The 20,869-nt window shown below is 61.8% G+C and carries 19 protein-coding genes; 6 read left to right on the top strand and 13 right to left on the bottom strand.

The window, feature by feature from the left end; genetic code table 11:
• Nucleotides 1-189: 189 nt before the first annotated feature.
• The 6 genes from AB4Y31_RS15815 to AB4Y31_RS15840 form a co-directional block, all read right to left on the bottom strand.
• Nucleotides 190-1,335, bottom strand: a complete 1,146-nt coding sequence (locus tag AB4Y31_RS15815; protein ID WP_368674720.1) for a branched-chain amino acid ABC transporter substrate-binding protein — start codon at nucleotides 1,333-1,335, stop codon at nucleotides 190-192.
• Between the two features lie 155 nt (nucleotides 1,336-1,490).
• Nucleotides 1,491-2,297: an alpha/beta fold hydrolase gene (locus tag AB4Y31_RS15820; protein ID WP_368674721.1), complete on the bottom strand. Its 807-nt coding sequence runs from the start codon at nucleotides 2,295-2,297 to the stop codon at nucleotides 1,491-1,493.
• A gap of 80 nt (nucleotides 2,298-2,377) precedes the next feature.
• Nucleotides 2,378-3,595: a pyridoxal phosphate-dependent aminotransferase gene (locus AB4Y31_RS15825; RefSeq protein ID WP_368674722.1), complete on the bottom strand. Its 1,218-nt coding sequence runs from the start codon at nucleotides 3,593-3,595 to the stop codon at nucleotides 2,378-2,380.
• Nucleotides 3,595-4,236: an RraA family protein gene (locus AB4Y31_RS15830; protein WP_368674723.1), complete on the bottom strand. Its 642-nt coding sequence runs from the start codon at nucleotides 4,234-4,236 to the stop codon at nucleotides 3,595-3,597. The genes AB4Y31_RS15825 and AB4Y31_RS15830 overlap by 1 nt, the downstream gene beginning before the upstream one ends.
• A 3-nt stretch (nucleotides 4,237-4,239) precedes the next feature.
• Entirely contained in the window at nucleotides 4,240-4,917 is a 678-nt protein-coding gene (locus tag AB4Y31_RS15835; RefSeq protein ID WP_368674724.1) for an RraA family protein, read from the bottom strand.
• A 27-nt stretch (nucleotides 4,918-4,944) separates the two neighbouring features.
• A complete protein-coding gene (locus AB4Y31_RS15840; RefSeq protein ID WP_368674725.1) occupies nucleotides 4,945-5,604 on the bottom strand; it encodes an RraA family protein in 660 nt (219 codons plus the stop codon).
• Nucleotides 5,605-5,785: 181 nt separating this feature from the next.
• On the opposite strand from AB4Y31_RS15840, the gene AB4Y31_RS15845 reads away from it, so the two are divergent.
• Complete coding sequence (locus AB4Y31_RS15845; RefSeq protein WP_368674726.1) at nucleotides 5,786-6,694, top strand: LysR substrate-binding domain-containing protein; 909 nt, start codon at nucleotides 5,786-5,788, stop codon at nucleotides 6,692-6,694.
• A gap of 464 nt (nucleotides 6,695-7,158) precedes the next feature.
• Here the strand turns inward: AB4Y31_RS15845 and iolG are convergent, their stop codons facing one another.
• The 3 genes from iolG to AB4Y31_RS15860 all read right to left on the bottom strand — a co-directional run bounded on the left by iolG (nucleotide 7,159) and on the right by AB4Y31_RS15860 (nucleotide 10,126).
• Nucleotides 7,159-8,337: an inositol 2-dehydrogenase gene (iolG, locus tag AB4Y31_RS15850; RefSeq protein WP_368674727.1), complete on the bottom strand. Its 1,179-nt coding sequence runs from the start codon at nucleotides 8,335-8,337 to the stop codon at nucleotides 7,159-7,161.
• On the bottom strand, nucleotides 8,277-9,050 hold the full coding sequence (locus AB4Y31_RS15855) for a TIM barrel protein (protein ID WP_368674728.1): 774 nt from the start codon (nucleotides 9,048-9,050) through the stop codon (nucleotides 8,277-8,279). The genes iolG and AB4Y31_RS15855 overlap by 61 nt, the downstream gene beginning before the upstream one ends.
• 77 nt (nucleotides 9,051-9,127) lie before the next feature.
• Nucleotides 9,128-10,126, bottom strand: a complete 999-nt coding sequence (locus tag AB4Y31_RS15860; RefSeq protein WP_368675303.1) for a sugar ABC transporter substrate-binding protein — start codon at nucleotides 10,124-10,126, stop codon at nucleotides 9,128-9,130.
• Between the two features lie 220 nt (nucleotides 10,127-10,346).
• Between AB4Y31_RS15860 and AB4Y31_RS15865 the strand changes: the two genes are divergently transcribed.
• Nucleotides 10,347-12,023 (top strand): ABC transporter substrate-binding protein, encoded by a 1,677-nt coding sequence (locus AB4Y31_RS15865; protein ID WP_368674729.1) that lies wholly within the window; start codon nucleotides 10,347-10,349, stop codon nucleotides 12,021-12,023.
• A 214-nt stretch (nucleotides 12,024-12,237) separates the two neighbouring features.
• Here AB4Y31_RS15865 and AB4Y31_RS15870 read toward each other — a convergent pair whose 3' ends face one another.
• Complete coding sequence (locus AB4Y31_RS15870; RefSeq protein ID WP_368674730.1) at nucleotides 12,238-12,855, bottom strand: type IV toxin-antitoxin system AbiEi family antitoxin domain-containing protein; 618 nt, start codon at nucleotides 12,853-12,855, stop codon at nucleotides 12,238-12,240.
• A 499-nt stretch (nucleotides 12,856-13,354) separates the two neighbouring features.
• On the opposite strand from AB4Y31_RS15870, the gene AB4Y31_RS15875 reads away from it, so the two are divergent.
• Nucleotides 13,355-13,834, top strand: coding sequence for a VOC family protein (locus AB4Y31_RS15875; protein ID WP_368674731.1), 480 nt, complete (start codon nucleotides 13,355-13,357; stop codon nucleotides 13,832-13,834).
• 21 nt (nucleotides 13,835-13,855) lie between these two features.
• Here AB4Y31_RS15875 and AB4Y31_RS15880 read toward each other — a convergent pair whose 3' ends face one another.
• Nucleotides 13,856-14,194: a type IV toxin-antitoxin system AbiEi family antitoxin gene (locus AB4Y31_RS15880; RefSeq protein ID WP_368674732.1), complete on the bottom strand. Its 339-nt coding sequence runs from the start codon at nucleotides 14,192-14,194 to the stop codon at nucleotides 13,856-13,858.
• Nucleotides 14,195-14,623: 429 nt separating this feature from the next.
• On the opposite strand from AB4Y31_RS15880, the gene AB4Y31_RS15885 reads away from it, so the two are divergent.
• Together AB4Y31_RS15885 and AB4Y31_RS15890 are read left to right on the top strand one after the other, a co-directional pair.
• Entirely contained in the window at nucleotides 14,624-17,377 is a 2,754-nt protein-coding gene (locus AB4Y31_RS15885) for a UPF0182 family protein (RefSeq protein ID WP_368674733.1), read from the top strand.
• A gap of 120 nt (nucleotides 17,378-17,497) precedes the next feature.
• Nucleotides 17,498-18,130, top strand: a complete 633-nt coding sequence (locus AB4Y31_RS15890) for a bifunctional 2-polyprenyl-6-hydroxyphenol methylase/3-demethylubiquinol 3-O-methyltransferase UbiG (protein ID WP_026229273.1) — start codon at nucleotides 17,498-17,500, stop codon at nucleotides 18,128-18,130.
• A 122-nt stretch (nucleotides 18,131-18,252) separates the two neighbouring features.
• Here the strand turns inward: AB4Y31_RS15890 and AB4Y31_RS15895 are convergent, their stop codons facing one another.
• Entirely contained in the window at nucleotides 18,253-19,140 is an 888-nt protein-coding gene (locus AB4Y31_RS15895) for an MBL fold metallo-hydrolase (RefSeq protein WP_368675304.1), read from the bottom strand.
• 39 nt (nucleotides 19,141-19,179) lie between these two features.
• Complete coding sequence (locus tag AB4Y31_RS15900; protein WP_368674734.1) at nucleotides 19,180-19,818, bottom strand: DsbA family protein; 639 nt, start codon at nucleotides 19,816-19,818, stop codon at nucleotides 19,180-19,182.
• Between the two features lie 76 nt (nucleotides 19,819-19,894).
• Here AB4Y31_RS15900 and AB4Y31_RS15905 point away from each other — a divergent pair, with 76 nt between their 5' ends.
• On the top strand, nucleotides 19,895-20,839 hold the full coding sequence (locus AB4Y31_RS15905; protein ID WP_368674735.1) for a LysR substrate-binding domain-containing protein: 945 nt from the start codon (nucleotides 19,895-19,897) through the stop codon (nucleotides 20,837-20,839).
• Nucleotides 20,840-20,869: the final 30 nt, after the last annotated feature.

A 20,869-nucleotide genomic window follows, 5' to 3' on the forward strand; every position in this document is an offset into this window, starting at 1 on the left:
CACGCGATTGGCGTCATTTTGGCGTAATGGCGTACGAGACTGCCGGCGCGCCGCCAACGTGATCGCCAACGGTCAGCGGTCGGCTAGAGCTTGCCGAAATTCGGCCTCCGGAAAAAGGTAGCATGAGTAACGGGGCTGCGCGGGTCGCGCACATGGTGGCCCGTCTTCACGTTTCGACTCGCAGCGGCATCACATCCTGACGGTGTCGAGCAGCATCTTCTTGCCTGCCTTGTAGTCGTACAGCGAAATCACGCCGTGTTTGAGATCGCCCTTCGAGTCGAAGGTCGTTTCGCCGATGATCCCGGTGTAATCCGTGCCCGGCATCTTCGCGAGGATCTTCGCGGGATCGATGGAATTGGCGCGCTTCATTGCGTCGACGATGACGTACACGGCGTCATACGTGAAAGGTGCGTAAATCAGAATCGGCTGATGGAAACGTGCTTCGTACTTCGCCTCAAATTCCTTGCCCATCGCCATTTTCTCGAGCGCGAGGCCCGCTTGAGAGCAGACGATATTGTTGGTCGCCGTGCCGGCCAAGTCCGACAGATTTTCCGTGCACACGCCGTCGCCGGCGAGCACCTTCGCGCGCATCCCGAGTTGCATCGCCTGTTTGGCGAATGGCCCGCCCGTCGCGTCCATGCCGCCGTACATGATCGCATCTGGATTCTCGCCCTTGATCTTCGTCAGAATTGCGCGAAAATCCACCGCCTTGTCGTTGGTCGCGTCATGCGATATCACTTTCAGCCCGAGCGACTTCGCAGTCTTCTCGAATTCGTTCGCGAGCCCTTGGCCATATGCGGTGGAGTCGTCGACAATCGCGATCGACTTGAGCTTCATGTTCTTCACCGCGTAATTGGCGAGGGCGGGACCTTGCTGTGCGTCAGTCGCTACCATGCGGTACGTCGTCTTGAACCCCTGCCGAGTCAAGACCGGGTTGGTCGACGACGGCGAAATCTGCACGATGCCCGCGTCGCTATAAATCTTCGATGCCGGAATCGACGTGCCCGAGTTCAGGTGGCCAACCACCGCGACGACGTGATCGTCGACCAGCTTTTGAGCCACCTGGGTCGCCGTCCGCGGATCAGCCGCATCGTCTAGCGCATCGAGCTGCAGCGTGATCTTCTGACCGCCAATGATGAGTCCCTTCTTGTTGATCTCCTCGACGGCGAGTCGTGCGCCGTTTTCGTTGTCTTTCCCGAGATGGGCGATCTGCCCGGTCAGCGGCGCGACGTGGCCGACCTTGACGATTTGATCGGCCATCGCATTCGTCGCCATCAGCGCGAAGAGCGTGGCTGCCGCGGCAATAGCTACCGGCTGTTGTGTCTTGAAATTCATCGTAGTCTCCTCCAGCAGTCTGAAATTGATGTTCATCCTCTACACCGACACCGCCTCGTCGATCGAGCCTCGGTGGTCGGCCGCTCGGGATACGTTAGTGACGCAAACGGCGAAAAATACGACTGATCGGCCAAGCCGTCTCACGCTCGGTCAGATCAGCCCGCACGCTCATGAAACTCGGCGATGGCGTTCCACATCAGCACGGGGTTCGAATACATCGGGAAATGTCCGCAGTCAGGAATCTCGGCCAGCATGACGCCCTGCTCGCGGATATGGCTCAGGTATGAAAGCGACGCGTTTTGCTCGCCGTACATGAACATTCGCGGGAACGGCAGGCCAAGAAATTTGTTCATCAGGTCGCCGTTGTCCGACAGATCGACCATCGAACGGAAGATTCCGCTTACCGCTCCGGCCCGGACCTTATGGCGCAGGCTCGCGGCGTACAGAGCACTCGCATACGCCGGCGCGTGCCGGGTCCGCTCGATGAAGTCATCGAAGATCCGTTCGGCGTCATCCCGCGGATGATCGGTGATCTGTCGGCTGAGAAAGCAGTCTTCGGGCGCGATGTTTCCTTCGATATCGACGAAGCTCAGCACACGCTCAGGCTGCTGGTGTGCGAGCATCAACGAGGTCAACCCGCCCATCGAGTGCCCGATCAAATGGAAGCGGTCGAAACCGACCTGTTCGAGCAAGGCGCGCGCGGTTTTCACCAGAAACGGGATACTGATCTGCGACAGATCGGCACAACGGGTTTCGCCGCAGCCCGGTGCGTCATAAGCAATGAACGGATACCCGTCAAATGCCGCGTGGCGCACGATGTCGGCATAGTCCTCTTTCGTAGAGCCGAAGCCATGCAGGAACACGATCGGCGATTTGTCGCCGTCGCGATGAATGGCCGAGACGTCCAGCGCCGTGCCGTCGACGTTGAGCCGGAACTGCGACCGGATAAATTCCAGAGTCATTGAAATCACCTTGCACATAGGTACCCCGCAACCCGGCTTCGATTCATCGAAGGCAACCGAGGCCGGAGCCGCGGCGAAGCTCAATCCGCCAGCGTCCTGCAGAAACCCTGAATGGCCGTGCACGCACGCGACAGAGACTCATCATCCAGCGCATACGCGATGCGGATATGTGGCCCGAGGCCGAACGCACTGCCATGCACGGTTGCCACGCCAGCCTCGTTGAGCAATGCGTTGACCACGGCCTCGTCGCCGTCCAGACGCGTGCCGGCCGGCGTCGTCTTGCCGATCAGGCCTTCGCACGATGCGAACACGTAGAACGCGCCTTGCGGCGATGCGCAATGCAGCCCGGGCGCCTGGGTGAGCTGCTTGACGACCAGATCACGCCGTCGCTGGAATGCCACACGTGAATGCCGGATGAAGTCCTGCGGCCCCGTCAACGCGGCGAGCGCCGCATGCTGAGAAATCGTCGACGCGCCGGACGTCTGCTGTCCCTGCAGCTTCTCCATCGCTTCGATCAGCCAGCCGGGACCCGTACCGAAACCGATACGCCAGCCCGTCATCGCGTAGGCCTTTGACACGCCGTTCATCGTCAGCACGCGCTCGCGCAGCCGCGGTTCGGCCTGGGCGATCGTGAAAAACTCGATGCCGTCGAAAATCAGGTGCTCGTAGATGTCGTCGGAAAGCACCAGCACCTGCGGATGCGCGAGCAGCACTTCAGCCAGCGCCTGCAGGTCAGCGCGGCCGTAGACCGCGCCCGTCGGATTCGACGGCGAGTTCAGGATCAGCCAGCGCGTGCGCGGCGTGATCGCCGCGTGCAGTGCATCGGCGGTGAGCTTGAAGCCGCTGTCGGCGCCGCACGGAACGATCATGGACTTGGCACCGCACAGCTGCACGATCTCCGGGTAGCTGACCCAATACGGTGCTGGCACGATAACCTCGTCGCCCTCGTTCAGCGTCGCGGCCAGCGCGTTGAAGATCACCTGCTTGCCGCCGCTGCACACGAGCGTATCGCGCCAGTCGACGTCGAGGCCGTTTTCGCGCTGGAATTTCGCGGCGATCGCCTCGCGCAGCGTGCGCAGCCCCGCGACCTGCGTATAGCGCGTATGGCCCGCCCGGATTGCCGCGATGCCGGCTTCGCGCACGTGTTCGGGCGTGTCGAAATCCGGCTCCCCGGCGCTCAGCGAGATCACTGCGGCGCCGCTCGCGCGCCGCGCCGCGACGCGATCCATGACCTTGTAGGTCGCCGACGGGCGTGCCGCGGCGAGAAAACGGTTCAGACCTTGAGCCGGCGCGGTCATTACGCGTCCCTCCAGCGTGTGAGGCCCATCAGTTCCAGCGTGGATTTGCCTTGCGTCAGCGCCTCCATCATCTTCGCCTCCTTGTCGGCACGGGCCTGTCCCTGCGCCAGCGTCTCCCCGACGTGGGCCGCTGGGATCACGAGGACGCCGTCATCGTCCGCGACGACCAGATCCCCGGCCGCCACCGGTGTGCCGGCGAAGCTGATCGGCTGACCGACCGACGGCGCGCTGGCCTTGATCGTGCCGCGCATGCAGATGCCGCGCGTGAACACCGGGAAACGCCGTGCGGTGAGTGCCGCGATGTCGCGCACGCCGCCGTCGATAACCAGGCCGACGACGCCCGCCGCTTCCGCCGCCACGGTCAGCACCTCGCCCCAGTAGCCGGCGACGAAGCCGCCGGTCGAGATGACGAGCACGCTGCCGCGCGGCACCTTCTCCATCGCGATGTGGATCGACAGGTTGTCGCCAGGAGAGCATTCGAGCGGATAGGCTGGGCCTGCGACCGCCGCGCCCGGCCAAACCGTGCGGATGGCCGGATCGACGGCGCTGGTGGACAGGCCCGCCGCTTCGTAAAGCGTCGAGGTACCGAGCTTGCAGGCTTGCACCACTTCGGTGTTGCTATAGGCGTGAGCAGCGGTCATCGTTCAGTCCTTGCTTTGCAGCTTGTGATAGCCCAGCGCGGCACGCGCGTCGCCCAGCGACTTGCCCTGCGCGATCTGCTCGCGGATGCGCGATTCGACTTCCTCGATCTGGCGGGCGATTTGCGCGACTTCGCGCGCGCGGCCACGCGGCACGACGACGACGCCATTCGCATCCGCGACCACGATGTCGCGCGACGCGACGCGCGCGGTGCCGATCGCTACCGTGGTATTCACCGATTCGACCTGCACACGATCCTTGCCGGTTCGCATGAAGCGGCCGGCCGTGAACAGCGGGTAGTTGTCACCGAGCGCCTTGTTGACGTCGCGGCAAACGCCGTCGATCACCGTGCCTGCGATGCCGCGCAGTCCCGCGTACTGGGTCATGATGTCGCCCCAGACCGTGCAGTCGGTGCGGCCGTCGTTGTCGATCACGACCACGTCGCCTTCCGCGACGTCATCGATGAAGTCGCCTACCGTGCCGGGCGGCATGGTCGCCGGAACGTACTTGACCGTGAATGCGGGACCGACGACGACCTTCGTATAGTCAGTCAGCGGCATGATGCCCAGCGCCTGACCGTGCAGGCCCAGCTTGTCCATTGCGTCCGACACGCCCGGCGTGTCGAGGCCGGCGAAGCCCTCGACCAGTTCCCGGTCTTCGGCGCTTGCTCTCACATTTGTCATCTATAGAGCTCCGAAATCAATTTTCGGTCAGCGAACCGCGATCGCTTCGAATTCGTTGTCGTGCATGACCTCGGCCACCGAGCGGCCAGCGCGCACGGCGGCGACCATCCCGTCCTGCCGCTTCGCGATGCGTTCGCCCAGGGCCAGCACTTCCTCGATGCGCTCGGCAGGCACGAAGACCGTGCCGCAACGGTCCGCGATCACGTAGTCGTCCTCGTGCACGGTGATACCGGCCATCTGGACCGGCTTGCCCGAATCGATCTGGATCACGCGGTTGCGCGCGCTGATCATCGTGATGCCGCGTCCGTAGACCGGATAGCCGATCGACTCGCTGCCTTCGATGTCGCGGCTAAGGCCGTCGATGATCGAGCCGCGGACCTGTTTCGCGGTCGCGGCATTCGCGAGGATGTCGCCCCAGCACGAGATGCCGTCGGCGCCGCCGGCGATCACCAGCACGCGATCATCCGTGGTCACTGCGTCGATCACTGGCGAAATCAGATGCACCGTCGGCTTCGAGTCCGCCTTCGGGCCGAGCTGGATCGTGCTCGCACGCCCTACGATCTTCGGGCAGTCCCACAGCGGGCGTAGCCCGTACGTTGCGCCCGGCAGGCCGAGGAAATCGAGCGCATCGGAGACCGTGTTGGTATCGAGCGACACTAGCCGATCGAGAAGAGAAGTCTGGTTCATCGTGCCGAGTTCTTTTGACAGGTGCGGCAATGGTCACGTCGCCGATTTGATATGTAAATTTTGTATTTCGTATCTTGCTGATACGATTTCAGGAACACAGGTCCGGCACGCGGCCGCCTGATAATGGCGTCGGCGCCGCGGTCAGCGGCCGCGGCGCGATTCGGTATAGAGACCCACCCACATGAGCAATACGATCGATTTCCGGCTGATTCGGCAGCTATGGATGTTCCTCGCGGTGGCCGAGGAGCAGCATTTCGGACGGGCGGCTAAACGTCTGAACATGTCGCAGCCGCCGTTGACCGAGCAGATCAAGGTGCTCGAGCAATCACTGAAGCTGCAACTGTTCTATCGCTCCCGTCAGGGCACGCAGTTAAGTCCCGCGGGCGCGGCGATCCTGCCCGCCGTGCGGCAGTTCGCAAGCCAGGTCGAGCGGCTCGAACGCGTCGTGCGGGAAGTCGCGGCGGGCCAGTCGGGCGTGCTGCACGTCGGCGCGATCACATCCGCGATGCTAGAAACGGTGCCACCTTTGCTCGATGCGCTGAAGCACGCGCATCCGCAGCTCACGGTGTTCGTGCGCGAGATCGACAGCGTCGATGCGATTCCCGCGCTGGAGGCCGGTGAGCTCGACCTCGCGTTCGTCCGCGTCGACGGCGAGATCGGCAATGGGATCGCGACGATGCCGCTCGCCGAGGACCGGCTCGCCGTCGCGCTGCCGAAGGATCATCCGCTAGCCCTACTGCCGAGGGTCAGGCTGCGGACGCTCGCAGACGAACATCTGGTGATGTCGTCTCGGCAGGTCAGCCCTGTCTACTTCGACCTGCTGACGTCCGTCTGCCGCTCGCATGGATTGACACCTCGCGTGATTCACGAAGTCCGATCGGTCACGTCGCAGATCGCGTATGTCGGCTGCGGTCAGGGTGTTGCGCTGGTACCGGCGTCGATGCGCAAGCTGGCACCGGAGAATGTCGTCGTCCGGCCGTTGAAGGAAAAGGTGATGGTTATGACGGCGGCGCTGGTGTGGAATACGAACCGCCATCATCCGATGGTGGACGAGGCGGTATCTTGGTTAAGGCGGCGGAACGGAGTTTGAGAGCGATCGACTTCTGCTGCCCTTCTTATTCGTCCATTCGGAGGCAAATCCGGGCACACCGCCTTGCCATCGCCGGTGGCATCGCCTTTCGCAAGACTATTGAGATAGTCAGCCCACTCTTGCAAGGTGCCTGCGCACCTTGCGTGAGGACTCGAAAGGCTGCGCTTGCAAGCGCAGCCGGGGTCGCTCTCGTGTGACCGAGTCCTCTCCCGGACACCAACACGATCACCGGCTAGTGACGATGCGACGTATCGCGACCACTACAAGCATCCCGGCGAGATAACCAGCGCCGGCTGCCACATCGACAAACAACACCATGAGGCCGAGATGCGGCGGCCATAAAAGCGTCATGACGGCGTATGCGGTTACCGCAAAGGCGAACGGCATCAGTAGGACGAGGCGTGGAGCGATTTTCGAACAAACGTGAACATGTTTTTGCGGCGTCGTGCGCCGGCGACACAGTGTCACGTGCCACGCAAGTCCGGCGTAATTGACTCAGTTTTGCCGCACTGCGCTGACCGCGCGGCAGCTTCAGCGCAAGCGAGGGCCAGCACGCCATCCTCCAGCGTCACGGCGGCGCACGTTCCCCCCCTCACTGCATCGACGAAGGCACCCCACTCCGCTTCGTATGCACGCAGATAACGATCAAGGAAGAAGTAGACTGGCTTGGCCGAGAACGTGCCCGCGTCGCTGATCCTTTCGACGGTATTCTCAACCACGTTCTGCGCTGTGAGCAGACCGCCCGAGCCGAGCAGTTCGATGCGCTGGTCGTAGCCATAGCCGGCGCGGCGTGAATTCTTGATCACGGCGATCCGCCCGTCCGCCCAGGACAACGTCGCGACGGCGGTATCGACATCACCCGCTGAACCAATCTGCGGGTCGACGAGCGATGCCCCGCTGGCGAAAATTCGCGCGGGCGCACCGCCCATTAACCAACAGGCCGTGTCGAAGTCGTGGATCATCATATCCTGATAGAGGCCGCCCGATACCTGGATATGCGACAACGGCGGCGGCGCCGGATCGAACGACGTGATCGTCAACAGCTCGGCCTTGCCGATTTCCCCCGCATCCAGCGCGGCTTTCAACGCACCGAAGTTGGAATCGAAACGCCGGTTGAAGCCAATCATGACCGTGGCGCCGGTGCGGTTCACGCTCGCCTGACACGCCAGCGCGCGTTCGAGCGACAAGTCCACGGGTTTCTCGCACAGCACAGCCTTTCCCGCTGCCGCCGCACGCTCGATCAGGTCTGCATGCGTGTCCGTCGATGTTGCGATCAGCACGGCGTCGATCGTGGAGTCGGCAAGGATGTCGTCGACCGAGCGAGCCTGTGCGTCGTATTCGGCGGCAAGCTTACTTGCCGCACCGGCAACGATATCCGCTATGGCAACGAGTTGGCTATCCCGATGGGCAGCGATCGATCGAGCATGTACCTGGCCGATCCGGCCAGCCCCCAGCAGCGCAATTTTCAACATATGAACGACCTCGGCGATGATTAGGTACGTCGGAGCGTTGCACTCCGCATTGATGATTAGTAGTCCGATATAACAGGAAGGAGCGCGCTCTTTACTTGTCTGGCGTCGCTTCAGACGGTAAATGCGTCCCGGAACCGCTGCAGCGACAGCTCGTTGCTGCCGCTTGCCCAAGCCTCGAGCGCGATCGTTCCTCGATAGCCGGCTTCGGCCAGCGCCCGTGCGATCGCCGGATAATGGATCTCGCCGGTGCCCGGCTCGCAGCGGCCGGGTACGTCCGCCACCTGGATCTCGCCGACGTACGGCAACGCGCGCCGCACGAGTTCAATCAAATTGCCCTCGCCGATCTGCGCGTGATACAGATCGAGGTTGAGCCGCAGATGCGCGCTGTCCACCGCCGCGACGAGCGCGAGCGTGTCCGCGGCGCGTGCGAACGGCACCCCCGGATGATCGACATCGGTATTCAGATTCTCAAGACAAAACGTGACGCCCGCACGCCGCCCGAGCTGCGCAACGTCGCTCAGCGTGCGATATGCCGCCAGCCACATGTCGCCGGTCGTTGCCGCGGCCGGGGTCATCGGCAATCCCTGCCGGCCTAGTCCCGTGCCATGCAGATTCAGGCGCGGGCAGCGCAACCGCTTCGCGACCTCGATGGACTGCTCGGCAGTCTCCAGCAATTGCGCCGCACCCGGCCTCGTGACGAGGTCGCCACTTATATAGCCTGTCATCGACGAAAACACCGCGCCGGTCGAAACGAGCGCGTCAATGTCGTGCTTCGTCCAGTCCCAAATCTCGACTTGAAAGCCCAGTCGAGCAATTGCGCGAACACGCTCGACGAACGGGAGCTCGCGAAACACCATTTCCGCGCATACGGCTAGTTGGAACATAAAACATCCTTTGGAGAGGCTGCGTGGATGGGGAACGGCCAGCGGGCGCCCATCGGCTGACCGCGGTCGTGAGCCGATCAGCGGTACTTGCCGGCGTATTTTTCGACGAGCGCAACGTTCGTGCGGGTCACAAATCCCGGGCCCGTGTCCACTCCGTTGCTGACGAAATGCGGCGCGAGTCCGTACGTTCGCACGCGTTGCTCGAAATTCGGATCGGCCTTGAGTGCAGCGCATGCTTTGGCGACATCGCGCGTGTGGTCGCGCTTCATGATGGCGAGCAGCGCGACCGGGATATAGCCCTGCAGATAGGGCTGCTGGTCGATCGCGAATGCGGCGGTGCCGGCTTCGATCGCTCCATCGACTTCCGGCGTGAGGTCGAACGTCGCGAAGTAGATCTTGCCCGCGAGGCCGAGCTTCTGGATCGCGCGCAGCGAAGGCACCGCCGACGTTGGGCCGAGCGCGAGCACGGCCTGCGTTTCCGGATGCGCATGAAGCGCCGCGAACACCTTGTTTTCGACTTCGATCGGATCGTTGCCGGAATCGAGCGTGGCTTTTTTGAAGTCCACACCGATTGCGTCACCGAAGCCGCGGCATCGTTCGAACGAAAGCGGATTTGTTGCGTTGTTGTTGACGCACAGGAAGCTCTTCACACCCGCTGCCTTGGCGCGCTCGCCGGCCTCTTTGCCGGCTTCGTACTCGGGCTGCCCGACATGCAGCAGCGCACCGAGCTGGCGGCTCTGCTGCTCCGTTCCCGAGTTGAACGTGATGACCGGATCGCCCTTCTCCACGATCGTCTTCACTGGCCGCTGGATGACGTCGAAGTCGGCAATCGTCGTGGCGACGCCGTCATAGTGACGCGCTCCGGCCTGCTCGAGCAAACGTGTCATTTCGGCGAGATCGCCGTTGGACGGATTGCGGTAGTCGACCGTCACGCCGAAATCATGCTGTGCGTCCGCGATGCCATTCTTCACGACGTTCCAGAACGGATCGCCGTCGGGGGCGTGGGTCACCACGACAAACCTGAGGCCGGCGGCCAGTGCGTGGACACTGCAAAGCAGCCACGCCGCCGCGGCCATGAGGCGGAACAGTCGTTTCATCGTCGTCTCCATTTTTGGTGTCGTTGCCGACCGTCAAGGCACGGCGTGATTGCATCGTATGTCGACACCCGGCAAGAGCCCACATCGCTCAATGTCCATTTTGGTTATTTTTAATGTAATCAATCAGTTGTCCAATAATTAATGGGCATTCCGGCGGCCGTCGCTGCTACACTGACGGCGATCGGAAAGGGAACTCCAAATGCATGCACGTGACCGTCGTGCGACGCTCGCTGTCGTGAATACGCTGGCTGGCCTGCTGCGCGCCGAACTCGGCGCGGACGCTTCTACGCTATGGCCGGTCCTCGCGGCGCTCCTTCAGAACCACCTGGACGGCAAGGACACGACCATCACAGCGCTCGCCGATCGGTCCGGGTTGGCACGCACGAGTGCACGCCGGATCGTGTTCGCGCTAAAGGCGAAAGGATGGCTGCAATTTCGCGCGCTGCCGGGAAGCGGCAATCGCACCTGCATCACGCCCTCGACGGCGCTGCTGGCCCGTTTCGACCGGATCACCGAGCAAACCGTGCGGCTTATCATCAGCGCAAGCGATACATCATCGTTCGATCGCTTCGATGCCGAGACACTCGCGCCTGCCTCGGAAATCGCCTGGCCGCGTGCCGCCGCCGAGGGTTTTGACGACACGATAGAGATGACGCTCGTCGCGTACGAGGACCCGGTATTCGACATCCTCAAGCGCAACCGTCCGGACATCGAGCGTTTTCTCGGCCATCGCCTGCGGGTGCTCACCTGGCCGCAGCACGCGTATCGCCGAACACTCGATCTCACGCTCGACGACAGGAGCCAACTGGGCGCCAACGCGCCCGTGCTAGTCGCGATTCCGTTTCCGTGGCTCGCGGAACTTTGCGGAGACGGCCGTCTGTGCGAACTGCAACCGTTGCAGGCAGGCGGGAGCTTTTCTGGGGCCGATTTCTACGATGCCGTCTGGCAGGCGGGCTGGGTCGACGGGCAGCTTTATGCGATTCCACTGCAGCCAACGCTCAATTTTCTCTGGTATCGCCGCGATCTTTTTGAAGCGGAAGGACTCGACCCGCCGAGGACCTTCGACGACGTGATCCGCTGCGCGAGCCGTCTGCAACGCCCAAGCCTTGAACGCGCGGGCATCACGTGGAATGCAGCGCCGGGGCTACCACTTGCCGAATCGTTCCTGCAGATTCTCGGCGCGCAAGGACAGATGACGTACGACGAACGAGGCGTGCTACTCGTCGACAATGAAAGCGGACGAAACGTAATCGAGTATCTGCGCGCGCTGATTCCTTGGTCACCGCACAATCTGCGCAGCATGGACTGGACGCGCAATGCAAAGATGTTCGGAGGCGGCAAGGCAGCGATGTGCTACCACTGGTCGAATCGCTACGGTTTCCTCGACAGTCACACGCTATTGCAGAAAGGCGGCCGTATCGGGCTGCTGTTCCATCCGACGATCACGCGCGACATGACGCCGATATCGCCGCTTGGCGGCGCGCTGCTCGCAATCCCATCGCGAAACGGAGCAAGCGCTACCGAGCGTGCGTGGCAGGCGATCGAGACACTGACCTCTCCCGAACTGATGAAGTACTTCGTGCTGCACGGCGCCGCCGGAAACGCACGCCATTCCGTTGCCGAAGACCGTTACGTCCTGCAGCGCAACCGCGTCATTGCGGTAATGGATGAACTCGCCGGGACAAGACTGGTTTCGTCGTTTCCCTCCGCGCCGAGCCGGCGCTATCACGACCTCACCGAGGTGCTCGGCAACCACCTCGAACGGCTGCTGTTCGGAGGCGAGGGCGACGTGCGGACGGGTATTGCCCGATTGCAGGATGACCTTGCCCGGGTAGGCGATGGGCACCGCAGTGTCGAGCATTACGGTGAGGAATGATTGCTCTTGTGCTCGGGTTGTCGGCCCTTTTGGCAAATAGTTATAACCTGCCGCGCCGACGTAGCCCGATCGCCTGAATGTGGCGCTTTCGCAACAATGCGACGAAAATTCCAGCGTCTCGCCGTTGAGTACATTAATGAGTACGCTCTGGCGGTTCGCCTTCGAAAACTGCAGCAATCTCGCGCGGACCGACGCCGCAATATTCCTGAGCTCCTTAGCCATTGGCGGTCAGTGCCTCCAGATATGGCCGAATCACCGTAGCGACGCCCCCACGCTCCGCCTCGCGAGCGATTGCACCGGGAGTTGCCTTGCGTTGATGAAGTGCCTCCTGCAGCCCTTCGATCGCCACCGGAATGCCGATTTTGTTCCGGTGTCGGAAGCAGTCCGCGATGGTCTTGGCAACGCCGAATACCTTAACGGGGACGCCTTCGACTACGTGGATCTCCACCCCCTGAGTAAGAAGGCTTTCAGTGAAGCGCACGATGCGCAGAGGCGTGTCCCCAGCCGTGGGCGCCCAGTCTTTCACACCGATCGCCATCCATACCTTGCTCGGAAGACGGTCGGTGAGCCCGTGATATGCAAGCGCAGACACCAGGCAAACCACCCCTTTTGGTAGCCGCTTCGCGACCTCCGCCAACGTATGATTTGCATCGAGCGCAGCGTCCGGCAGCTGATAAAGTCCGCGATCAAGGCGGAGCACTTCCCCGGCTCGCTCCATGCGGCTCACTGTCGCTGCAGTTATACCGGCATCCCGAAATTCAGAAAGACGCACGATCCCCTGCGCCTCCAGCAAGGCGCGGGCGATCTCGCGTTGTGTCCGGGGCACTGGCATTGATACAAAGTCTCGGATAGCAGCAACTATCGTTCTAGGATTTGTATCCTACAGTAATGACGCGCCGGTCGGTGCATCGTAGGCAAACTGCAACATCACTCGGCAGATTAGTCGGCACGCGCTCGCACGTCGGCAGCTGCCTTGCCTTGCCGTCGCTGAGATGGATCTCATCTTCCCGGTGCCAAACGTCAAAGGGGCGTCCCGTGCCTTCGCTTTTTTGCTCCGCAATTTTTTGTCCGGATATTTGCCGGAACCGAGAGCGCACGGTCACTGCCATGTGGGTTTATGCTTAAGTACCTTGTGCTCCTCGGCTGCATTGCTCTTTCGCTGCTCTACCTCTCGCGTCACGGGCGCTCAAATCAGAAGGCAGCCGCATCAACTCGGATGCCGCGTCGTTTCATGCGGCCAGTATGCCCGCGCTAGACCTCGGTCTGCTCCGAGATATCGAGTGCGTACGCGGCTTTAATGCATGTATCTGTCCAAAGTCAGGAGAACCAAGATGGTCAGCAAGAACACGATTTGTCTTTGGTACGACGGCACCGCGTTGGACGCCGCGAAGTTCTACGCCGAGACGTTCCCGGACAGCGCGGTGGGAGCTGTCCATCGCGCGCCTAGCGACTATCCCGCGGGCAAGCTGGGCGATGTCTTGACGGTAGAGTTTACGGTGATGGGCATCCCTTGTCTCGGCCTGAACGGAGGCCCGGCATTCAAGCACAACGAGGCCTTCTCGTTCCAGGTTGCGACCGATAACCAAGCCGAAACGGACCGCTTATGGAACGCGATTGTCGGAAACGGCGGCCAGGAAAGCGCATGTGGCTGGTGCAAGGACAAGTGGGGGTTGTCGTGGCAGATCACTCCACGCGCCCTGATGACCGCTATCGCCGATCCTGATCGAGCCGCGGCCAAGCGCGCGTTCGAATCCATGATGGGCATGGGGAAGATCGACATAGCTGCGATTGAAGCGGCTCGGCGCGGCTGACGCTCACAACCTAGCCCAAAGTCATGTTTGGGACGGCGGCCTTGTCCATTGATACCGTACATCGGGAACAGCACTCCGGCCCGGCAGCGGCCTCTTTAGATGTATCGCCGTCATTCGCCCTGCTCCAATTGGTCGTGAATCAACGCCGCCGCCGCGTTGCGAGGTTCCCTCGTACGCCACTTCCCCGCTCCACCATGCTTGCCCCGCAGGAAGTTCCGCTTGCTGCCGCCACGATGGATCGCCCACTGCGAACCGTTGTACGTTGAGCTTGGGCAGCAGGCGAAGCGAATAGTTGATAGCCCACTCGTCCCTCAGTGCGGCAGGATCGAGCAATCGCCGGTCATCCGTGTCCGCCAGCAAACCACGTTCACACCGGCTGCACCGGCGCCTCGATGCACCACAAGGTGGTCAAACTGAATTCCGCCATCGTTCTCTTCCTCCTTGTTTGCGATACGGCTACCCGTCTTTGCAGGCCGCCCCCGCGCATCCGGGTATGTTCGCGCGAGCATTGCGTGGGGCGAAGCCGTGCTCCAAATTCACCCATCATCCTCGGCCGAGTACGTTCGAGTATAGGAGGCGGCGATGCGCATACTGATGATCGGGGCCACAGGGCTTTTGGGCCCGGAAACCGCGAGGCCCTTGTCCCACGACCACGAGGTAATCGGCGCAAGCAGCTGAGGCCCGAGCGCGATACCGGCGGTGGCCGCTCCACTCCCGGGCCGTCCCAAGGGTGCACAATAGTCCCATCGCGGCCGACCAACGCCGCGCTTCGGTAAAGGAGCATGGTCGATGCGTTCGCGAGCGACGTTCGTGAGCTTAAGACTTAATGCGATCACGATTGCGGTCATCATAGGCGTCCTCATCATCGCCGGACGCCTGGTTAGCGTGCTGGTCGACTGGCTCTGGTTTTCATCGATCGGCTATGTCGACGTCTTCTGGACGATCGTCGACGCCAAGGTACTGCTCTTCGTCGCAGCCTTTGCCGCAACGACCGCCGCGCTTTGGATATCGGGAAAATTGGCGCTCCACTATGCTGCGGCCTCCCGCGACCCGCATCCGGCGAAGATCTATCCGCGCGATGAGGCGCAACCGTTCTCCGATGTCGTCGATCTAATCGCCTCGCGCACCCCTTGGCGCTTGGCCCTCCTCGGCGGCGCCGTGGTGCTTGGATCGCTCATCGCCGCTATCGAGGTGTCCAACTGGGATATCGCACTTCGCTATCTCCATCAAGTCCCCGTCGGCAAGCGCGATCCAATCTTTGGCCACGACATCGGTTTTTATCTCTTCTCCCTGCCGGCGTACCTTGCAGTCAAGAACTGGCTCCTATTGCTGACACTCGGATGCACGCTCATCGCTGGCACGCTTTACATCGCACATGGCGACATCACCTTCGAACCGGCGCCAATTGCGTTCTCCCCCGCTGCAATGGGGCACGGCTCCGTGCTCTTTGGTCTCTTCTTCGCGTTGAAGGCCTGGTCCTACTGGCTCGATCGCTTTCTATTGCTTTACGCCGAAAACGGCGTGCTTTCCGGTGCCGCTTACGCCGATGTCCATGTCAGGTTGCCTGTCCTGTGGGTGCTTTCCGCCGTCGCTGCCTTGGCATCCGTCGCCTCACTGGCAAACATGCGCTGGCGCACCCACCGTGTGCCCGCCATTTCTCTACTTGCGGTCTTCGGCGGCTCGTTCCTGCTTTTGTTCATCTATCCGGCGCTTTTCGAGAGCCTCTACGTGAAGCCAAGCGAACTGCAGCGCGAGACGCCGTATATCGAGCACAGCCTCGCGTTGACGCGAGCGGCCTACGGCCTCGACAAAATCGAGGTCACACAGTTTCCGGCCGAAGAGGACCTGGATCCCGCAACGCTTGCGGCCAATCGCGCGACCATCGACAACATCCGCCTTTGGGATGTGCGACCGCTCATGGACACCTATGCGCAATTGCAGGAGATCAGGACTTACTACAAATTTCTCTCGGTGGACATCGATCGCTATCAACTCAACACCGGCTATCGACAAGTCATGCTGTCAGCGCGCGAATTGGAGCCCGCACTGCTTCCCGCGAATGCCCAGACCTGGGTGAACCAGCATCTGCTGTTCACCCACGGCAATGGGGTCGTGATGTCGCCCGTCACCGAAAAATCAAAGGAAGGCTTGCCGTCGTTTTATTTGCGGGATATTCCGCCCGTGGCAAACGGGGGTCCCTCCATCGACGAGCCTCGGATCTATTTCGGTGAAGGCGAGGCCGGCTATGTCATCGTCAAAGGCAGCGTGCCCGAATTCGACTATCCGAAGGGAATGGAAAATGCCTATACGACGTATAACGGCCGCGATGGTGTTGCGGTCGGCAACATCGCGCGACGCGCTCTCTTCGCCTGGCGATTCGCCGACCTCAACATTCTGCTCACCAGCTACATCACCCACGCGAGCCGCATCCTGCTCTATCGCAACATTCAAGAAAGAGTGAGCAAGATCGCCCCGTTTCTCGCGCTCGATCACGATCCCTATATGGCAGTGAGTCATGGGCGACTGCTGTGGATACAAGATGCATATACCACCAGCCGCTGGTTCCCCTATTCGAAAGCGAGTACCGACCACGGCATCAACTACATCCGAAATGCGGTCAAGATCGTGATCGACGCCTATGACGGCACCGTCAACTTGTATGTCAGCGATCCGACTGATCCGATCGTGCGCACCTACGTGCGGATATTTCCGACTTCGTTCAAGCCTCTGTCGGCAATGCCGCTGGACCTACAACGACACATCCGCTATCCAGAAGACCTCTTCCTGATCCAAGCGCAACGCTACGGCGCATACCACATGAACTCGCCGGAAGTGTTCTACAACCGCGAGGATCTTTGGAACTTCCCGCGAGTGCCGGCAAGTATCGATGAAGCGAGCGCGCAGGGCACCACGATGGCGCCCTACTACACGATCATGCGGCTGCCAGGACGACGCGAACCCGAGTTCGTGCTGATGCTGCCAATGGTGCCGAGCCAACGGGAGAACATGATTGCGTGGTTGGCCGCGCGATGCGATTCAGCCGAATATGGCAAGCTCATCGCCTACACCTTTCCCAAGGAAAAGCTCATCTATGGGCCGTTCCAGATCGAAGCACGCATTCAACAAGACACAGAGATCTCGCAGCAAATCTCGCTGTGGAATCAGATGGGCTCGCGTGTGATCCGCGGACATCTCGTGGTGGTGCCGATCGGAAATGCGATCCTCTATGTCTCGCCGCTTTACTTGCGTTCAACCGCGGGGCAACTTCCCGAGCTGAAGCGCGTCATTGCTGCTTACGGCGATCGTGTCGTCATGGAGGAGACATTGAGTGCAGCGTTGGCGGCGCTCTTCAAGGAAGCCGCTCCGATGGCGATACCGCACGAGGGTACCGCGGACGCGCGCGCCCGTGCGGCACTCTCGCACTACAACCGCGCCATCGAACGGCTCAAAGCCGGAGACTGGAGCGGCTTCGGCTCCGAGCTCGATGCGCTACGGCCATTGCTCGAAGGGCTCGCGGCGGGTGATGCGAAGGATCGGCGCTAGAGAAAGTGAGCCAAGAGAAAGCGGCTATCCCACTAGGAGTACAGTATGCTGCTGATGATACTTGGCCGAGGAGGACCGCAAGATTTTGCTTGCCCCTTTTTGCGCTGGAGATCCATTTCCGTGAAACTCAACCCGCGCGAACTCGAAGACATCAGCGTCATCACGTTGCAGCACTACAACGCGCATGCGGAACAGTTCCTTGAAGGCACGCGCGACCACGATGTCTCGCAGAACATTGCGGCGTTGCTGCGCCACATCGATGCCGAGCCGCCTTTTGCGATTCTAGATTTTGGCTGCGGGCCGGGGCGGGATCTCAAAGTCTTCAGCGCGCTGGGCCATCGCGCGGTCGGGCTCGATGGGGCCGAGCGCTTCGTTGCAATGGCGCGCGCCGAGACCGGCTGCGACGTGTGGCAGCAGGATTTTCTGCGCCTCGACTTACCGCACGCACAATTTGACGGCATTTTCGCTAACGCCGCCTTGTTTCATGTACCGAGTCAGGACTTGCCGCGCGTACTTCGGCAGTTGTACTCGACGCTGAAGCCCGGGGGTGTGCTATTCAGCTCGAACCCACGAGGCGCGAATCAAGAGGGCTGGAGCCTCGGCCGTTACGGCGCTTACCATGATCTCGAAGCGTGGCGCCGATATATGGCGGACGCGGGCTTCGTCGAACTCGAGCACTATTACCGGCCCGCTGGCCTACCGCGTGAGCAGCAGCCCTGGCTCGCAAGCGTCTGGCGCAAGCCGTACAGATAGGCCGCCTTGAGCGTCGCCAGCTTCGCCCGTGCCAAGCGCAACCTCGCCCAGACCATTGGACCACCGGGTGCTCCTGGTGTTTGTTAGGTAGCCCCAATGATCTCCAGGTTGACGCTCATCGCTTACCCCCACTTCATCTCGCCCTTGGCGACCTTGGCGCCGATTTGCAGCGCGACGCCCATGCCGGCGTTCGGATAGCGGCGGGTCATGGCGGAGATCAACGCGGCGCTGTCGGCCGCCGCGGAGAGCTCTTCCTCGAAGGCTAGCAGGTAGTCATGCGTGTAGCGCACGGCTTCCAGGCCCGTGGGAGCATCCAGTGCCATGTGGCCAGGCACCAGCACCTCGGGCTGGCGCGCTGCGATCACGCCGAGGGTTTTAATCCACGCCGCACGTGCCTCAGCGCTCGGTGTGTCGGCCGTCCAGACATGCAAGCCGGAGAACACCAGTACGCCGCCGAACACCGCGCCGAGATCCGGCACCCACAGATAGCGGCGATTGGCTAGACCTTCTGCATCCACGATCTGGATGGCGTGGCCTTCGAGCTCGAGCGATGCACCGTCGAACGCAGTGGGCAGTACTACGTCAGCGAGGGTCTGCGGGCCGTTGCCCTTCAGCTGTGGCCCCCAAGTGGCCAACTTCTTCTCGATGTTGCCCTGGATGGCTGTAAGCGTTGCGGAGGCTGCGATAACGCGGGCATCAGGGAAAGCTGCCTTGACGGGGCCAAGGCTGAAATAGTAGTCCGGGTCACTCTGGCTGATGTAGATTGCCGTCAGTTTCTTGCCGGTGGCGCGGATCGCCTCGGCCAGCGCGCGACCGTCGGACAGGGTGAAGCCACCGTCGATCAGGATAGCCTCGCGCTGCGCGGACAGCAGCACCGGCGCGCGAAAGAAGCCGTGTTCGCCGGCCGGGAAGTGCTGCCATGCCAGCGAGGAACCCTGAGCCCAAGCGGCGCCGGTCGTTGCGATGCCAGCGGCGGCAATAGTTTTGATAACGTCTCGGCGGCTCATCATCATCTTTCCATACAAGGTGCGGTGTACAAGGGAGCGGGGTCAGGCCGTTTCAAGTTGTTTGGCCAGTGCCTGCGGGTCGGTGTAGATCGTCGAGGTTTGCAGGAGCCGACGCTGCCCATCCGCCTCGAGGACGAAGGCGGGCACGCCGCGCGCGCCGAGCCCCCGCATCAGTACACGGGCGCGGCCGATGCGGGCGCGCACAGCGTCCAGCAGCGCCACGTCAGGCGCGGCAAGTCGGTCAGCGGCGGCATCGAGTTTCAGTGAGCGCAGGAGCGCGGCCAGCATCTCCAGCGACGTCAAATCCTGCCCGTCCACGTAGCGCGCCTGCTGGAGGGCTTTGAGCCCGTCCAGCTCCCGAGTCGGTTCGGCGAGGGCCACGGCCGTGAGAGCCACGGTGGCAGGGCCACTATCGAACAGTCGCTGGCGGTCGCCCAGCACTTGGGCGCGGTAGCGTTGGGTAAAACGCTGGGCGGTCAGTCGCTCGATGCGCTGATCGTTGTTCCAGGCGTAGGCGGCGAAATCGTCGTCCATCGGCCGTGCGCCCGCGCCCGAAAACAGGCCAGTAGGCAGCAGTTCGACGGCCGCATCCGTTGTCGCGCGCAAATGAGCTACGGCCGGCATCGCGCCATAGCACCAACCGCACAGAGGATCGAAAAGATAGTAGAGAGTCTTCGCCATCAGCAATATCTCGTTCGTTAATGCATCTTAGGAGTACCCTATTGAAAATAAAATACACACATGACTGACATACCGTATGCCTAAGACTAACAATCATGAGCCCGGCATAGGTGCGGACCTGAGCAATCTGCGGCGTCTGGCGTATTTCGCCGCCGTAGTTGAAACCGGCTCGTTCACCGCTGCCGCGGAGCGCCTGGGGATTACCAAGGCAGTGGTCAGCCAGCAGGTCGCGCGGCTGGAGCGCGAGTTCCGCACCTCGCTGCTGGTTCGCACGACCCGCACGGTCAGGACGACTGAGGCGGGGCAATCGTTCTACCAGCGTTGCTCATTGATTTTGCGCGAGGCCGAGGACGCCTTCGATGAGTTGGCCGGTACATCCGAAGAGCCGATCGGCACGCTGCACCTGACTGCGCCTTTCGATTACGGAGTTGGCGTCGTCGTCCCCGCCATCGCGGAGTTCACTCGACGCTATCCACAATGCAAGGTCGATGCGGTATTGAGCGATCAGTCGCTGGACATCGTTTCCGAAGGCATTGAATTGTCGATCCGGGTCGGCTGGCTGACCGAGTCCGGTTTGCAGGCACGCAGGATCGGCACCTTCCGACAACTGCTCGTCGCACCGTCCGCCATGCGCGCTCAGATAGAGCATCTGACGCAGCCGCGGGAGATTGAAGGGTTGCCATTCGTGGCCAACACTGTCTTGCGGGAACACCTGCGCTGGCATTTTTCCAAAGGTGAGCTCGAACGCCAGACGGTCAATATGCAGGCGTCGATCTTCCTCGATGCGACGCTGGCGGTACGCGCGGCCGTGCTCGCAGGCGCGGGGCTGTCGGTATTGCCCGACTTTGCCGTCTCCGACGACCTGGCTGCCGGCCGGCTCGTCCACCTCCTGCCTGCCTGGAGCTTGCCTTCGGGCGGCATCCACGCAGTGTTTCCGGCTGCGAGGTTCCGGACGGCCAAGGTGCGTGCCTTTGTCGAGTTGCTTCACGAAAGGGAACGGCAGCGCGGAGTCGGAATATAAGCCAATGCCTTTTTAAGCCAATGCTTTTTT

It is taken from the genome of Trinickia sp. EG282A, from assembly GCF_040965455.1.
GTDB lineage: Bacteria > Pseudomonadota > Gammaproteobacteria > Burkholderiales > Burkholderiaceae > Trinickia > Trinickia symbiotica.

What these genes read in the sequence shown, in the direction of transcription:
- AB4Y31_RS15815 (WP_368674720.1), bottom strand. Translation starts at nt 1,335, where the DNA reads ATGAATTTCAAGACACAACAGCCGGTAGCTATTGCCGCGGCAGCCACG.
- AB4Y31_RS15820 (WP_368674721.1), bottom strand. Translation starts at nt 2,297, where the DNA reads ATGACTCTGGAATTTATCCGGTCGCAGTTCCGGCTCAACGTCGACGGC.
- AB4Y31_RS15825 (WP_368674722.1), bottom strand. Translation starts at nt 3,595, where the DNA reads ATGACCGCGCCGGCTCAAGGTCTGAACCGTTTTCTCGCCGCGGCACGC.
- AB4Y31_RS15830 (WP_368674723.1), bottom strand. Translation starts at nt 4,236, where the DNA reads ATGACCGCTGCTCACGCCTATAGCAACACCGAAGTGGTGCAAGCCTGC.
- AB4Y31_RS15835 (WP_368674724.1), bottom strand. Translation starts at nt 4,917, where the DNA reads ATGACAAATGTGAGAGCAAGCGCCGAAGACCGGGAACTGGTCGAGGGC.
- AB4Y31_RS15840 (WP_368674725.1), bottom strand. Translation starts at nt 5,604, where the DNA reads ATGAACCAGACTTCTCTTCTCGATCGGCTAGTGTCGCTCGATACCAAC.
- AB4Y31_RS15845 (WP_368674726.1), top strand. Translation starts at nt 5,786, where the DNA reads ATGAGCAATACGATCGATTTCCGGCTGATTCGGCAGCTATGGATGTTC.
- AB4Y31_RS15855 (WP_368674728.1), bottom strand. Translation starts at nt 9,050, where the DNA reads ATGTTCCAACTAGCCGTATGCGCGGAAATGGTGTTTCGCGAGCTCCCG.
- AB4Y31_RS15860 (WP_368675303.1), bottom strand. Translation starts at nt 10,126, where the DNA reads ATGGCCGCGGCGGCGTGGCTGCTTTGCAGTGTCCACGCACTGGCCGCC.
- AB4Y31_RS15865 (WP_368674729.1), top strand. Translation starts at nt 10,347, where the DNA reads ATGCATGCACGTGACCGTCGTGCGACGCTCGCTGTCGTGAATACGCTG.
- AB4Y31_RS15870 (WP_368674730.1), bottom strand. Translation starts at nt 12,855, where the DNA reads ATGCCAGTGCCCCGGACACAACGCGAGATCGCCCGCGCCTTGCTGGAG.
- AB4Y31_RS15875 (WP_368674731.1), top strand. Translation starts at nt 13,355, where the DNA reads ATGGTCAGCAAGAACACGATTTGTCTTTGGTACGACGGCACCGCGTTG.
- AB4Y31_RS15885 (WP_368674733.1), top strand. Translation starts at nt 14,624, where the DNA reads ATGCGTTCGCGAGCGACGTTCGTGAGCTTAAGACTTAATGCGATCACG.
- AB4Y31_RS15895 (WP_368675304.1), bottom strand. Translation starts at nt 19,140, where the DNA reads ATGATGAGCCGCCGAGACGTTATCAAAACTATTGCCGCCGCTGGCATC.
- AB4Y31_RS15900 (WP_368674734.1), bottom strand. Translation starts at nt 19,818, where the DNA reads ATGGCGAAGACTCTCTACTATCTTTTCGATCCTCTGTGCGGTTGGTGC.
- AB4Y31_RS15905 (WP_368674735.1), top strand. Translation starts at nt 19,895, where the DNA reads ATGCCTAAGACTAACAATCATGAGCCCGGCATAGGTGCGGACCTGAGC.